The sequence below is a fragment of the Microbacterium sp. genome (assembly GCF_049661145.1).
In the GTDB taxonomy this organism is placed as follows: domain Bacteria; phylum Actinomycetota; class Actinomycetes; order Actinomycetales; family Microbacteriaceae; genus Microbacterium.
Map to the genome: position 1 here is coordinate 1 of NZ_JBASZT010000403.1, position 14,212 is coordinate 14,212.

Annotated in this window: 15 protein-coding genes and 2 tRNA genes; 11 read left to right on the plus strand and 6 right to left on the minus strand. The window is 68.8% G+C overall.

All coding sequences use genetic code 11. The annotated features are described in order from the left end of the window. The 3 genes from WBP48_RS16590 to WBP48_RS16600 form a co-directional block, all read left to right on the plus strand. The coding region (locus WBP48_RS16590; protein ID WP_424441847.1) for a DNA repair protein RecO C-terminal domain-containing protein at positions 1 to 308 on the plus strand (308 nt) is incomplete at its 5' end. Continuing rightward, on the plus strand, positions 305 to 1,117 hold the full coding sequence (locus tag WBP48_RS16595) for an isoprenyl transferase (protein WP_424441848.1): 813 nt from the start codon (positions 305 to 307) through the stop codon (positions 1,115 to 1,117). The genes WBP48_RS16590 and WBP48_RS16595, both read left to right, overlap by 4 nt. Before the next feature lie 29 nt (positions 1,118 to 1,146). After that, on the plus strand, positions 1,147 to 1,821 hold the full coding sequence (locus WBP48_RS16600; RefSeq protein ID WP_424441849.1) for a DsbA family oxidoreductase: 675 nt from the start codon (positions 1,147 to 1,149) through the stop codon (positions 1,819 to 1,821). 7 nt (positions 1,822 to 1,828) lie between these two features. On the opposite strand, the gene WBP48_RS16605 is transcribed toward WBP48_RS16600, so the two are convergent. Next, positions 1,829 to 2,332: a glutathione peroxidase gene (locus WBP48_RS16605; protein WP_424441850.1), complete on the minus strand. Its 504-nt coding sequence runs from the start codon at positions 2,330 to 2,332 to the stop codon at positions 1,829 to 1,831. Positions 2,333 to 2,395: 63 nt separating this feature from the next. On the opposite strand from WBP48_RS16605, the gene dusB reads away from it, so the two are divergent. The 5 genes from dusB to WBP48_RS16630 all read left to right on the plus strand — a co-directional run bounded on the left by dusB (position 2,396) and on the right by WBP48_RS16630 (position 7,789). Then, positions 2,396 to 3,559, plus strand: coding sequence for a tRNA dihydrouridine synthase DusB (gene dusB / locus WBP48_RS16610; protein WP_424441851.1), 1,164 nt, complete (start codon positions 2,396 to 2,398; stop codon positions 3,557 to 3,559). After that, positions 3,552 to 4,922 (plus strand): deoxyguanosinetriphosphate triphosphohydrolase, encoded by a 1,371-nt coding sequence (locus tag WBP48_RS16615; protein ID WP_424441852.1) that lies wholly within the window; start codon positions 3,552 to 3,554, stop codon positions 4,920 to 4,922. Before dusB ends, WBP48_RS16615 begins: the two co-directional genes overlap by 8 nt. Further along, positions 4,922 to 6,799 carry a DNA primase gene (gene dnaG / locus WBP48_RS16620; RefSeq protein WP_424441853.1) on the plus strand — a complete coding sequence of 626 codons (1,878 nt, stop codon included), beginning with the start codon at positions 4,922 to 4,924 and terminating at the stop codon, positions 6,797 to 6,799. The genes WBP48_RS16615 and dnaG overlap by 1 nt, the downstream gene beginning before the upstream one ends. 61 nt (positions 6,800 to 6,860) lie before the next feature. Further along, positions 6,861 to 7,634: an ATP-binding cassette domain-containing protein gene (locus WBP48_RS16625; protein ID WP_424441854.1), complete on the plus strand. Its 774-nt coding sequence runs from the start codon at positions 6,861 to 6,863 to the stop codon at positions 7,632 to 7,634. An 82-nt stretch (positions 7,635 to 7,716) separates the two neighbouring features. Next, positions 7,717 to 7,789 (plus strand) — tRNA-Asn (locus WBP48_RS16630). A gap of 33 nt (positions 7,790 to 7,822) precedes the next feature. Here the strand turns inward: WBP48_RS16630 and def are convergent. Further along, positions 7,823 to 8,389 carry a peptide deformylase gene (gene def, locus WBP48_RS16635; protein WP_424441855.1) on the minus strand — a complete coding sequence of 189 codons (567 nt, stop codon included), beginning with the start codon at positions 8,387 to 8,389 and terminating at the stop codon, positions 7,823 to 7,825. Between the two features lie 178 nt (positions 8,390 to 8,567). Between def and WBP48_RS16640 the strand changes: the two genes are divergently transcribed. The 3 genes from WBP48_RS16640 to WBP48_RS16650 all read left to right on the plus strand — a co-directional run bounded on the left by WBP48_RS16640 (position 8,568) and on the right by WBP48_RS16650 (position 10,382). Then, a complete protein-coding gene (locus WBP48_RS16640) occupies positions 8,568 to 9,662 on the plus strand; it encodes a DMT family transporter (RefSeq protein WP_424441856.1) in 1,095 nt (364 codons plus the stop codon). 14 nt (positions 9,663 to 9,676) lie between these two features. Further along, positions 9,677 to 9,750, plus strand: a tRNA-Ile gene (locus WBP48_RS16645). A gap of 122 nt (positions 9,751 to 9,872) precedes the next feature. After that, positions 9,873 to 10,382 carry a DUF3145 domain-containing protein gene (locus WBP48_RS16650; protein WP_424441857.1) on the plus strand — a complete coding sequence of 170 codons (510 nt, stop codon included), beginning with the start codon at positions 9,873 to 9,875 and terminating at the stop codon, positions 10,380 to 10,382. A 161-nt stretch (positions 10,383 to 10,543) separates the two neighbouring features. On the opposite strand, the gene WBP48_RS16655 is transcribed toward WBP48_RS16650, so the two are convergent. From WBP48_RS16655 to WBP48_RS16670, 4 genes are all read right to left on the minus strand, one after another. After that, positions 10,544 to 11,782 (minus strand): beta-ketoacyl-[acyl-carrier-protein] synthase family protein, encoded by a 1,239-nt coding sequence (locus tag WBP48_RS16655; RefSeq protein WP_424441858.1) that lies wholly within the window; start codon positions 11,780 to 11,782, stop codon positions 10,544 to 10,546. A 53-nt stretch (positions 11,783 to 11,835) separates the two neighbouring features. Then, positions 11,836 to 12,084: an acyl carrier protein gene (locus WBP48_RS16660; protein ID WP_424441859.1), complete on the minus strand. Its 249-nt coding sequence runs from the start codon at positions 12,082 to 12,084 to the stop codon at positions 11,836 to 11,838. 126 nt (positions 12,085 to 12,210) lie between these two features. After that, entirely contained in the window at positions 12,211 to 13,245 is a 1,035-nt protein-coding gene (locus WBP48_RS16665) for a beta-ketoacyl-ACP synthase III (RefSeq protein WP_424441860.1), read from the minus strand. Continuing rightward, positions 13,242 to 14,162, minus strand: coding sequence for an ACP S-malonyltransferase (locus WBP48_RS16670; RefSeq protein WP_424441861.1), 921 nt, complete (start codon positions 14,160 to 14,162; stop codon positions 13,242 to 13,244). The genes WBP48_RS16665 and WBP48_RS16670 overlap by 4 nt, the downstream gene beginning before the upstream one ends. Positions 14,163 to 14,212: the final 50 nt, after the last annotated feature.

A 14,212-nucleotide genomic window follows, 5' to 3' on the forward strand; every position in this document is an offset into this window, starting at 1 on the left:
GGCCCCACGACTGGTTCGTCGCGCAGCTCGGCGGCGTCGTCTGCCGCGACTGCGCTCCCGCCGGGTCGGCGCGCGTGCGTCCCGAGACCGGCGCGCTGCTACGGGCCCTCATCGCGGGGGAGTGGGATGCGGTGGACACGGCGACCGACGCTGCATCCTCCTCGGCATCCGGCCTGGTCGCGGCGTACACGCAGTGGCACCTGGAGCACGGCATCCGCTCGCTGCCTATGGTCGACCCGCCGCAGCGTCGATACCCCGACCACCGCGCGGATCAGCCCTCCACCCCGCGCGCGGAAGCCGCGCGATGAGCCCGAAGCCGTACACGCACCGCGACGCGGTGCCGTACCGACCGCTCGACTGGACCGGCATCCACCCGCCCGCCTTCCCGAAAGGGAGCGTGCCGAACCACGTCGCGATCGTCATGGACGGCAACGGCCGCTGGGCCAATCGCCGCGGGCTCACCAGGATCGAAGGTCACCGCGCGGGCGAGGAGGTGCTGCTCGACGTCGTCGCCGGGGCGATCCAGGCGGGCGTGAAGCACCTGTCGGTGTACGCGTTCTCGACCGAGAACTGGGCGCGCTCTCCCGACGAGGTGCGCTTTCTCATGGGGTACAACCGCGACGTGCTGCATCGGCGTCGCGATCAGCTCAACGAGTGGGGCGTGCGCATCCGGTGGGCGGGTCGCAAGCCGCGACTGTGGGGCTCGGTCATCAAGGAGCTGCAGTTCGCCGAGCAGCTGACGCGCGGCAACGACACGCTCACACTCACGATGTGCATCAACTACGGCGGGCGCCACGAGATCGTCGACGCCGTGCGCCGCATCGGCGAGGACGTCGCGGCGGGACGGCTGAAGCCCGCCGCGATCACCGAGAAGACGATCCGACGGCACCTCTACGTGCCCGACATGCCCGACGTCGACCTGTTCCTGCGCTCCTCCGGCGAGCAGCGCACCTCGAACTTCCTGTTGTGGGAATCCGCATACGCCGAGCTGGTGTTTCTCGACACGCTTTGGCCCGACTTTTCGCGCACCGAGCTGTGGGGCGCGATCGAGCTGTACCTGGGGCGCAGTCGTCGCTTCGGCGGTGCGGTCGATACGCCCGCCGGTGCTCCGGAATAGAGGCCGCGCCCCGTGCCGTTGCACTCGATGTGACGGAGAAGATCAAGATCGACGTATGGAGCGATGTCGCCTGCCCGTGGTGCTACATCGGGAAGCGCAACCTGGAGAGCGGTCTCGCACAGACGGCGGACGATGACGACGCTCCGCAGGTCGAGGTGACCTTCCACTCCTTCGAGTTGTCACCGGACACCCCGGTCGACTTCGACGGCGATGAACTCGACTTTCTGTCGGGGCACAAGGGCATGCCGCGTGAACGGGTACAGGAGATGCTCGACCACGTCACGGGCGTTGCCGCGAACTCCGGCCTGAGCTACCGGTTCGACCTGCTGCAGCACACCAACACCGTAAAGGCACACGAACTGCTGCACTTCGCGAAGGTCCAGGGGCGCCAGCACGAGATGGCCGAGCGACTGATGTCGGCGTATTTCACCGAGGGTCGGCACGTCGGCCGCATAGATGATCTCGCCGCCCTTGCCGAAGAGGCGGGACTGGATGCCGACGCGGCGCGTGACGCCTTGGAGACGGATCGGTACCTTGCCGACGTGCGCGCCGATCAGGCGCAGGCGCAGGCCTACGGCATCCAGGGTGTGCCGTTCTTCGTCATCGACGGCACGTACGGCGTCAGCGGTGCCCAGCCGGCCGACGCGTTCGCGCAGATCGCCCGGCAGGTCTGGGCGGACAAGCAGCAGACCCCGAAGGTCTGAGGAACGATCAGGCGGAGAGGCTCGCCTCGATCGCGGTGATCACCTCGGGGTCGTCGGGCCTGGTCTGCGGGCGGAATCGATGGACCTCGCCCGTCGGTGTCAGTAGAAACTTCTCGAAGTTCCACTTCACCGGGCCTCTTGCGCCCTCGGCGTTCTTCGCCTTCTTGAGCGCTTTGTACAGGGGAGCGGCGTGCGAGCCGTTCACGCGGATCTTGTCCATCACGGGGAAGGTCACCCCGTAGGTCGTGGAACAGAAGTCGAGGATCTCCTCCATCGAGCCCGGCTCCTGACCCATGAACTGGTTGCACGGGAACCCGATCACCTGCAGCCCCCGTTCGCCGTATGTGCGCTGCAACTGCTCGAGCTGCTCGTACTGCGGCGTCAACCCGCACTTGGACGCCACGTTGACGACGAGCACCGCCTTGCCCTCGAACTCCGCGAGCGTGTGCTCGGCGCCGTGCGCATCGATGTAGGGGATGTCGCGGATTTCCACAGTCTGGGTTTCGGCCATGTTGTCCACGATAAGCCTCTCCTCACGCCTGCGGCCCGGCACGAGTCTGGGAGAATGGGCAGGATGTCCACCCTCGTCGTCCCCACCCCGCTACGCATCGGGCCCATCGCACTCGATGCGCCGGTCGTGCTGGCACCGATGGCCGGCATCACGAACACTGCCTTCCGCCGGCTCTGCCGCGAGTACGGTGCCGGTCTCTACGTCAGCGAGATGATCACGACCCGTGCTCTGGTCGAACGCAACGCGACGACGATGCGCCTCATCACCCATCACGAATCCGAGACGCCGCGCTCGATACAGCTGTACGGCGTCGATCCTGCGACGACCGAGGCGGCCGTGCGGCTGCTCGTCGAGGAGGATCGCGCCGATCACATCGATCTCAACTTCGGGTGCCCCGTCCCGAAGGTGACTCGCAAAGGCGGGGGAGCGGCGCTGCCGTGGAAGCTCGGCCTGTTCCGCGAGATCGTCACCCGCGCCGCGCGTGCCGCGGGGGACGTCCCGCTCACCGTCAAGATGCGCAAGGGCATCGACGGTGACCACCTCACCTACCTCGACGCGGGGCGCGTCGCCGAGGATGCCGGGGTCGCCGCGGTCGCGCTCCACGCCCGGACGGCGGCGGAGTTCTACTCCGGCACTGCCGACTGGGATGCCATCGCGCAGCTGAAGCAGGCCGTCACGAGCATCCCCGTACTCGGCAACGGCGACATCTGGTCGGCGGACGATGCCATCCGGATGATGGCCGAGACAGGCTGCGACGGCGTGGTCGTCGGGCGTGGCTGCCTCGGCCGACCGTGGCTGTTCGGCGACCTGGCGCGCGCGCTGGGTGGTCCCGTTGCCGCCTCCGCGGCCCCGGTCGACGCGACGCTCGGGTTCGTCGCCCGAGCCTTCCGCCGCCACGCGGAGCTGCTGGTCGAGTTCTTCGACGATGAAGAACGCGGATGCCGCGACATCCGCAAACACGTCGCGTGGTACTTCAAGGGATATCCCGTCGGCGGTGGGACTCGTGCCAGGCTGGCGACGGCGTCGAGCCTCACCGGGATCGATTCGATCCTCGCCACGCTCGACCTGGACGCTCCCTACCCGGGTCAGGCCGCGGAGGGGCAGCGTGGACGCGCCGGGACTCCGAAGCGGCCTGCGCTTCCCGACGGTTGGCTCGCGACCCGTGAGCTCGGCGTCGACGCGACGCACTTCCTCGCCGAGGCAGAACTGGATCACAGCGGTGGCTGAGCCGCCCGCCGGGATCGAGGTCGCACCGGGCCGACCCGCCGGCTACGACGCGCACGACGCGGAGAGGTACGTCCCGGAGCAGCACCGGTCCCAGCGCGACAGCTTCGCTCGCGATCGCGCCCGCGTGCTGCACTCCGCGGCGCTGCGGCGCCTCGCATCCAAGACCCAGGTCCTGAGCCCGGTGAGCCCGGCCGACTTCGCACGCAACCGGCTCACGCATTCGTTGGAGGTCGCTCAGGTCGGCCGCGAGCTCGCGATCGCTCTGCAGTTGTCTCCGGACGTCGTGGACACCGCGTGCCTGAGCCACGACATCGGCCATCCGCCCTTCGGTCACAACGGTGAGCGTGCGCTCAACGAGTGGGCTGAGGACATCGGCGGGTTCGAGGGGAACGCGCAGACCCTCCGCATCCTGTCCCGGCTGGAACCGAAGGTCATCGCACCCGACGGCGCCAGTGCCGGGCTCAACCTCACCCGGGCGAGCCTGGATGCGACGTGCAAGTACCCTTGGACGGTCGAGCACGCCATCCCCGAACCCGGTGGCCGCGATAAGTTCGGCGTCTACCCCGAGGACGAGGCCGTGTTCGTGTGGTTGCGCAAGGGGGCGCCGGGGCGCGTGCGCTGCATCGAGGCGGAGGTGATGGATCTCTCCGACGACATCGCCTACTCGGTGCACGACTTCGAAGACGCCGTGCTGAACGGCTACCTCGACCCAGCCCGTCTCGCCGATCGGCGAGAACACGAGGCGCTGCTGAGCGCGATGCAGGCCTGGGTCGGGTACGGCTACGCCCGCGACGAACTCGCCGACGCGCTGTACCGGCTCACCCGACTTCCCGAGTGGCTCACGACATTCGACGGGTCGCGCGTCGCGGTGGCCGGCTTGAAGAACTTGACCTCGGACCTCATCGGACGCTTCGCACGTGCCGCGACCTCGGCGACGCGAGAGCAGTACGACGTGCCGGTGCTGACCCGGTTCCGCGGCCGCGTCGTCGTTCCCCGGATCATCGAGGCCGAGATGGCGGCGCTGAAAGGTATCACCGGCGCCTTCGTCGTCACGATCGATGGCCGGCGCGGACTGTACAAGGAGCAGCGCCGGGTACTCAAGCGACTCGCGACCGCGCTGTGGGAACGGCCGGAACGGCTTGACCGACTGCACGCTGAGGATTTCGCGACAGCATCCACCGACGCACAGCGCAAGCGCGCCGTCGTCGATCAGGTCGCGAGCCTCACCGACCGGTTCGCGATCGACTGGCACGCGCGCCTGGTCGGTCCCGTCGATCTGCGGGAGCTCGGCCTGTCGTCCGTTGACGGACGCATCGTGGCCCCCAGCGGCTTCGCGCTGCCGGAAACCATCGAGGGTCTCTGATGGCGCGGATCCGGCAGGCGGACGTCGACGAGGTCAAGGCGCGTACCAACATCGCCGACATCATCGGCGAGCGGGTGGCGCTCAAGTCTGCCGGCGTCGGGTCGCTGAAGGGTCTGTGCCCCTTCCACGACGAGCGCAGCCCCAGTTTCCACGTGCGCCCTCAGGTCGGCTATTATCACTGCTTCGGGTGCGGGGAATCCGGCGACGTCTACTCTTTCCTGCGTGCGATGGACCATCTGACCTTCACCGAGGCGGTGGAGCGCCTCGCCGCCCGCATCGGATACACCCTGCACTATGAGGACGGGGGCGCAGCCCCGGAGACGAGTGGTCGTGCCCGCCTGTACCAGGCGAACACCGCGGCCGCCGATTGGTTCCGTGCTCAGCTGTCCAGCTCCCAGGCGGAGGCCGGACGGCGGTTCCTGGGCGAGCGGGGATTCGATGCCGGCGCGGCCGCGTACTTCGGCGTCGGATACGCGCCGCAAGGGTGGAACGGTCTTCGCGACGCCATGAAAGCACAGGGGTTCAGCGACGATGAGCTGTCGGCCGCCGGCCTCGTCTCGCAGGGCCAGCGCGGCGTGTACGATCGCTTCCGCGGACGAGTCGTGTGGCCGATCCGCGACGTCACCGGGCAGACGATCGGGTTCGGGGCGCGGCGACTGTACGACGACGACAAGGGCCCGAAGTACCTCAACACCCCCGAGACGACGATCTACAAGAAGGCCCAGGTGCTGTATGGTCTGGATCTCGCGAAGAAGGACGTGTCGCGCTCGCACCGGGTCGTCGTCGTCGAGGGGTACACCGACGTCATGGCGTGCCACTTGGCGGGCGTGACGACGGCGATCGCGACCTGCGGCACGGCGTTCGGCTCCGACCACATCACGGTGCTGCGGCGGGTGATGGGCGATGACAACGCGGCAGGCGAGGTGATCTTCACCTTCGATCCGGATGCCGCGGGCCAGAAGGCGGCGCTGCGCGCATTCGCGGACGCAAAGCGATTCAACGCGCAGACCTACGTCGCCACCGGGCCAGAGGGGCTGGACCCGTGCGATCTGCGGTTGGAGCGGGGGGATGCCGCCGTGCGGGGCATGGTGGAGCGCAAGGTGCCGATGTTCGAGTTCGTCATCGACCAGCGTCTGGCGGGGTTCGATCTCGCGACCGTCGAAGGCCGTGTCGGTGCGCTGCGCGCTGCGGCGCCGGTGGTGGCGGAGCTGCGCGACCCGCTGCTGCAACCGGAGTATGTGCGGGTGCTTGCGCGGCGACTCGGTATGGATACCGAGCCGGTGCGTCGTGAGGTGGGGCGTGCGGGCCGAGAGAGCGCGCGCCGCGCCGCAACCCCCGCGCCGGACTCTTCGTCGGGTGGCGGTGCAGCATCGGGAGAGACGGATGCCGCCCCCGCTCCTGCTCGGGTGACCCTGCACACGCTGCCGCGCACCCCCGAAGTCATGCTGGAGCGCGACGCGCTCATGGGCGTTCTGCAGTACGGCCACCTCGTGGACGCCGACGAGCTCGATGCCGCGCTCGCGCTGCCGCTGCGCACGCCGGCACTCGACGCCGTCCGGCAGGCGATCGCAGCACAGCGGGATCGCACCCGTATCGGTTGGGCGTCGACCGCGGTGGACGCCACTCGAGAGCCTTACCGGTCATTGGCGGTCGAACTGTTGACGGCGGACTTTCCGGCGCTCACCGAGGCCGAGGCCGCAGCATCCACCGTTTCTCTCGCCCGCAGGCTGCGGGTGCGGGCGGTGGACGCCGAGAAGAACGAGCTGCTGGGTGCGATTCAGCGTGTTCCCGCCGACTCCGAGGAAGGTCGTGCGGTGCGTGTGGCATTGCGCGATCTCGATGCCCGGCGGCGCGCGCTGACGGAGGAGCTCGCCTGAACGTCGGGTGCCGTCGGTCGCATGCTGGCGCACGGGCACCGGAAGGGGCAGGATGAGGCCCATGCCACGTCGTCTCGATGCCGACCTCGCCGTGTACTGCGATGACCTGTCGGTCGCGCGTGGCGGCGTGCGCGTGGTCGACGGTGTGAGCTTCCGGCTCTCCCCTGCACGGGCGCTCGCCGTCATGGGCGCGACCGGCTCCGGGAAGTCGACGCTGGCGGCGCTGTTGGCCAGCGGTCATCAAGGAGAATCCGAAGCCCTCAGTGTCGTCGGAGGCGACGCCCGGGTCGTGGGCATCCCTGTCCGAAAGAAGGGCCGCCAGGGGAGGGTGCGGGCGTACCACACGGGATATCTGGCGCAGCGTGCGGGAGCCGTGCTACCCGCGCGCATGACCGTGGGCGAGGTGATCGGGGAGCCGATCACGCGCCGTGACCGGCGTGTCAACCAGCGGGCGCTGGCGATTCGCGTCGCTGGCCTGCTCGATGAGTTCGAGCTGCCGCTAGGCGCGGCTGCCCGCTATCCCTATGAGCTCAGTTCGGGTATGCGACAGCGGGTCGCGCTGGCGCGGGCGCTCGTGCTGCAGCCGCGGGTCTTCGTGGGCGATGACCCCTACGCCAACCTCGATCTCGAGGTGCGTCAGGCGGCGCGCAACGCGTTGCTGCGCCGCCGCGACGAGGACGGGATGGCGATCCTGATGGTGACCAACGACGCCGATGCCGTGCGTGAGATCGATGCCGATGTGCTCGTGCTGCGGGCCGGCCGACCGGTCGCCTACGGGCACGGTACGACCGATCTGCTGTGGACTCCCGACGGCGGCATGCGCCCTGTCACGTGACGGGTGCCGACGACCCCCACGCGTCACGTGTACTCGTTCGGCTTTGCTAGGATAGACGGGTTGCCCGCCCGCGGGTGACTGATCCTCGGTAGCTCAATTGGCAGAGCAGCCGGCTGTTAACCGGCAGGTTCTTGGTTCGAGTCCAAGCCGGGGAGCGACGCCCCAGGGCTCCACCCCTGGGGCGTTCTTCATGCGTCGATATCGTCGACGCCCGGCGTCCACGAGGCGCCGGGTCGTCCCCAGCCGCGCTTGCGGGCGAGCTTCTGCACCGTCTTCCAGTCTCCGTCGTCGAGGCGGTCGATGTACAGGATGCCGTCGAGATGGTCGAACTCGTGCTGCATGATCCGCGCGCGCCAGCCATCGACGCGGATGCGCACGGGCTCGCCGTCGAGGTCCGTGCCGGTCACGATCACCTCGTCGGAGCGTCGCAGCGGGAACCGCTCGCCGGGGAACGACAGGCATCCCTCCGATTCGTCGTCGGGATCGGGAGCCCCAGGCACGAGGGGCCTCATCCACAGCTCCGGGTTGATCACGACGCCGCGCCACGGGGTGCCGTCGTCGTCGGCGTACGCGTACGTGTAGATCCGCAGCGGGACGCCGACCTGCGGTGCGGCAAGGCCTACGCCGGGGGCGGCATCCATCGTCTCGAACATGTCCGCGACGAGTTCTCGGATCTCGTCGGTGATCTCGCCGACGGACTCGGCGACCGAGTGGAGAACGGGATCGCCCATGATGCGAATCGGAAGAACGGCCACGTCCCGAGCCTATCGAGCGCGCCCGGCCGCTAGCGATCCAGGAGCGCTGTCGCGCCGCGGAGCGAGAAGGTCTGGCTCATGCCGCGAGACTTTCGAGTTGGCTTTTCAGGGGCGCTGCCGCGCCATGGGGCAAGGAAACCTGCCCATGGTGGCGGGACTTTCGAGTTAGTGTCGAGGGGTGGATGCCGCGCCCTCACTCGATGACGTCGCCGATCAGCTGGTCGGGGTCTTCGCCGATCCCGGCATCCTCATCGGCATCCCGCTGGCACTGCTGGGCGCTGTGTTCATGTCTTTCGGCGCGCAGTATCAGCACCGGGGCGTGCAGAAGGTGGAACGCCTGACGGCCACCGACGGGGGCTCGGGTCTCACGGGCGGGCAGCTCTGGAACCTGCTGCGCCGGCCGTCCTGGGTGGTCGGCACCGCCATGCTCGGGCTCGCGATCGTCTGCCAGTTGTGGGCGCTTTCCTATGCTCCGCTCATCCTGGTACAGCCGCTCGGAGCCATCTCGCTCGTCATCACGACTCTGCTGAACGCCCGTATCAGTGGTCACAAGCCGACCGGGCGCTCGATCACCGCGATCTCGCTGTGCGTCGTCGGCATCCTCATCTTCGTGACGATCGCGGCGCTCTATGCGACGGAGACCGCCATCAGCGACGCACAGCTGATCACCGTGCTCGTCATCCTGCTGGTCGTGGCGGTCGTGCTGACCGGGCTGTGGCTGTGGCTGCGGTCCCGCATCGGCGCCCTCTTCTACATCGTCGGTGCCGGAATCGTGTACGGCTTCGTGGCGACCCTCGCGAAAGTGGTCATCAACCGCATCCAGAACGACAACTTCGAGTGGCTGACGGTGGTGTGCATCATCGGACTGCTGACCGGCACCGCGATGGGCGCTTACTTCGTGCAGACCGCCTATGCGTCCGGGCCGCCCGATCTCGTGATCGCGGGGCTGACCGTCATCGATCCGATCGTCGCGATCCTCATCGGTCTGACGGTGCTGCACGAGGCGCAGAACGCGCCGTGGGGCGCGTACGTGGGATTCGTCGTGGCGGGAGCCCTGGCCGTTGCGGGAGTCTTTCAACTCGCGCGCTATCACCCGCAGGTCATCAGCGAGAGCCAGGAACTCCCGATCACGCGAGGGAGCAGCGGCGGGGCCGTGGACGCGGCTTCGGATGCCGAGCACCACAAGCCCGGCTCGGTGCGCATCACCGAGGCGGTCGCGAAGGTGTGGCCCGACCCGCCGGTGCGTGACAAGGACGACCCCGAGCGCCGGTAGGCTCGATCCCACAGGGGGCGGTGGCCAAGCCGGTCAAGGCAGCGGGCTCATAACCCGACGATCGTGGGTTCAAGTCCCACCCGCCCCACCGCAAATGACACGATTGTGATTCGGCGCCGGCATCCGTCATAATGGGCGCACAACCGCATACTCGCCACCGCACTCCGGCAGGTCGTAGGGGAAGACGAACCTGAAGAAACGGAGAACGTGATGGCGGCTACGTCGATCCTGGCGCGCGGAGTGATCTACATTCACTCCGCGCCACGAGCGCTGTGCCCCCACCTGGAGTGGGCGGTCGGGCGCACCCTCGGGCGCGCAGTGAACTTCGACTGGGCCGACCAGCCCGTGCTCGCCGGCAGTCGGCGCGCCGAGTTCTATTGGGAGGGCCCGGCCGGTACTGGCGCGGCGCTGGCGACGGCGATCCGCGGGTGGGAACATCTGCGTTTCGAGGTGAGCGAGGATCCGACCCCCCGGAGCGACGGCGGCCGCTGGATGCACACGCCGGACCTCGGCATCCACTTCGCACTGACCGACACAGCGGGCAACGTCGTGATCGGCGAGGATCGCGTCCGGTACGCCATGGAGATCGCCGCGGGCGACGCCTTCGATCTGCAGCGTGAACTCCACGTCGCCCTCGGCACTGCCTGGGACGACGAGCTCGAACCCTTCCGCCACGCCAGCGATGACACCTCCGTCGTCTGGCTGCACAAGGTCGGCTGACGCCTCGCCACCGATACCCCACGGACCTGGCTGCGCGGAAGCACCCGTCATGAAGCGAGACCCCCTACTCGGGTCGAGACCTCACGCAATTGCGTGAGGTCTCGACCCGCAGAGCGGGTCTCGCGAAGTAGGCGGATGCGGGGGCGGGCGCGGATGCGGGGTCAGGCCGAAGCGAACGCGGCGACGGCGTTGTGTCCACCGAAACCGAAGGAGTTGCTGATCGCGAGTTGCGGACCTTCGCCGAGCGGCTGCACCTCACCAGTGATCCGGAACGGGACCGCGGGGTCCTGCTCGGTGATGTTGATCGTGGGTGGAGCGACGCGGTCCCGGATGGCGAGCACCGTGAAGATCGCCTCGAGGGCTCCGGTGCCACCGAGCAGGTGTCCCGTCGAGGCTTTGGTCGCCGACACCGGAATCTCGTCGATCCGATCGCCGAAGACCGTCTTGAGGGCGATGTACTCGTTGGGGTCGCCCACCGGTGTGGAGGTCGCGTGTGCGTTGACGTGCGTGACGTCGTCAGGGGAGGCGTCCGCCATCGCTAGGGCGAGGCGCACAGCGCGCGCCGCGCCCGTGCCCTCGGGATCGTTCGCCGTGATGTGATACGAGTCCGCGGTCACACCGCCGCCTGCGACGACCGCGTAGATCTTCGCTCCACGCGCCTTGGCATGCTCTTCGGCCTCGAGGATGAGAACGCCGGCGCCCTCGCCCATGACGAACCCGTCGCGGTCGACGCTGCCGGGGCGCGACGCCGTCTCGGGTGAATCGTTGCGCCTGGACAGCGCCTGCATGGATGAGAAGGAGGCGATCGTGATCGGGTGGATGGCCGATTCGGTGCCGCCGGCGATGACGACGTCCGCCAGCCCGTCGCGCAGGTGCTCGACCGCGTTCACGATCGATTCCGTGCTCGAGGCGCAAGCGCTCGCGACGGTCCGCGCGAAGGCGCGCGCACCGAAGTGCAGCGACAGGTTGCCGGCGGCCGCGTTCGGCATGAGCATGGGCACCGTCATGGGCATGACGCGGCGCGGCCCCTTCTCGCGCAGCGTGTCCCAAGCGTCCAGCAGAGTCCACACACCCCCGATGCCGGTCGCGAAGTCGACACCGAGGCGTTCCGGGTCGACCTCGGGACTCCCGGCATCCGCCCACGCCTCCAGGGCCGCGACGAGCGCGAACTGCGAGGAGGGGTCGAGACGCTTGGAAACGGGGCGTTCCAGAACGGCGTCGGGGCGCACCGCCGCCTGCGCGGCGAACGTGACCGGCAACTGGTACTGCTCGACCCAGTCGTACTCGAGTGTGCGCGCACCGGAGGCGCCGGCCAGGAGGGCGGCCCAGCTGTCCGGTGCGGTGCCGCCGATAGGGCTGGAGGCGCCGATGCCGGTGACGACGATTCGGGGAATGCTCATGGTCTCCTCGCGTGCTCCGGTGGGGGCTGGCCGCCCCCACCGGGGTGCAGGTATCAGGCCTGGTTGGACGTGATGAAGTCGACGGCGTCGCCGACGGTCTTCAGGTTCTTGACCTCTTCGTCGGGGATCGTGACCCCGAACTTCTCCTCGGCGTTGACGACGATCGTCATCATCGAGATGGAGTCGATGTCGAGGTCATCGGTGAACGACTTCGAAAGCTCCACCTCTTCGGCGGAGATGCCGGTCTCGTCGGTAACGAGCTCGGCGAGCCCTGCGAGGACCTCGTCGTTGCTGAATGCCATGGGATTCTCCTTGTTGTTCGGGACTTGTTGTTCGGGATCTGTTGTCGGTACGGACCGGCTGCGCCGGGCCGGAGTTCAGTCTAGGTGCGGCGCTCTTGCACCCGAAGTCCGGGCGCTCGTGGGAAGTTATGGAAGGACGACGACCTGCGCGCCGAAGACGAGTCCGGCGCCGAATCCGATCTGCAGGGCGAGACCCCCCGACACCTCCGGATGCTCGGCGAGCAGTCGGTGGGTGGCGAGGGGAATGGATGCTGCCGACGTGTTGCCGGTCGTCTCGATGTCTCGGGCGATCACGACGGTCTCGGGAAGACCGAGTTGCTTGGCGAACTCGTCGATGATACGCATATTCGCCTGGTGCGGAACGAACGCGGAGAGGTCCGTGGCCGTGACGCCCGCCTCCTCCAGCGCCTGTCGGGCGACCTTGACCATCTCCCACACCGCCCAGCGGAACACCGTCGGGCCCTCCTGTCGCAGGGTCGGCCAGGGGGACAGCCCGTCACGGAACTCGACCAGGGTGTGGTTCATCCCGACCGCGTCAGCCTTCGAGCCGTCCGAGCCCCACACCGTCGGACCGATGCCGGGGAACTCGCTCGGCCCCACGACGACGGCGCCGGCGCCATCGCCCAGCAGGAACGAGATGGAGCGGTCGGCGGGATCGACGATGTCGCTGAGCTTCTCGGCCCCCACGACGACGGCGAAGTGTGCGGCGCCCGAACGGATGAGGGCATCGGCCTGTGCGACCGCGTAGGCGAAGCCGGCGCACGCCGCGTTGACGTCGTATGCCGCGGCAGGGTTCGCCCCGATGCGGTCGGCGACGATCGCCGACACGGACGGAGTCTGCTTGGGGTTGGAGACGGTCGCCACGATCACGGCGTCGACCTGCGACGGGTCGATGCCGGAGCGCGAGACGGCTTCCGCCGCGGCATCCGCCGCGAGGTCCACCGCGGTGGTCCCGGCGTTCGCACGAGTGCGCGTGACGATGCCGGTGCGCTGGCGGATCCACTCGTCGCTGGAGTCGATCGGACCCACCAGATCGTCGTTGGGAACCGCGTTCTCGCCACGCGCGGCACCGTACGCGTAGATGCGTGTGTGAGCAGCACCCGTCGCCTGCGTGAGGACGGGGCGGCCGGGGCGGCTGGATATGGTGGGCGCGTCGGTCACGCGTCGCCTCCTGTCAGCAAGGCGGCTGCGGCCGCGAGATCGTCTGGCGTCTTCACGGCAACGGCGGGGATCCCGCGCAGGGCGCGCTTGGCGAGGCCGACGAGGGTTCCCGCGGGGGTGACCTCGATGATCCCGGTGACGCCCGCGTCCGCGAAGGCCCCCATGCAGAGATCCCACCGCACGGGTGAAGACACCTGGTCGACGAGCAGATCGAGTGCGGTGCGACCGTCTTCGACGAGTGACCCGTCGCGATTGGTCCACAGCGCGATCTCCGGGGTGGATGCCGCGACGTCAGCCGCGGCGATGCGGAGCGTCTCTACTGCGGGCGCCATGTAAGACGTGTGGAAGGCGCCGGCGACCTGAAGCGGGATGACGCGGCTGCCCGAGGCGGGGTGCGCGGCGAGTTCGGCGAGCGCGTCGAGGGCGCCGGCCGCGACGATCTGGCCGGCACCGTTGTGGTTGGCCGCCGTGAGCGCGAGCTCGTCGAGCAGTGCGAGCACCGTATCTCGGTCGCCGCCGAGCACGGCCGCCATGCCCGTTGCCTCGAGGGCGGCGGCCGCGGCCATCGCCCGACCGCGCAGTCCTACGAGACGCATGCCGTCGGAAGCGGTGATCACTCCGGCCGCGACGAGGGCGGCGATCTCCCCGACGGAGTGGCCTGCGACGCCGCCGGGGGAGGTGCCGGCGGCATCCGTCAGCGCATCGTAGGAGACGAGGCTCGCCGCGACGATCAAGGGCTGCGCCACGCTGGTATCGCGGATGCGCTCGGCATCCCACTGGGTGCCCGCGGCGATGAGGTCGACCTCGGCGGCCGCCGAGTACTCATCGAGGCGCTCACGCACACCGTCGAGCTCGAGCCAGGGCGCGAGGAATCCGGGCGTCTGGGAGCCTTGTCCGGGAAAGACGGTGACGATCACCTGCCTATCCTCCCAACTTCTCGGGGCCACTCGCTGGTGAAGGCGTCACA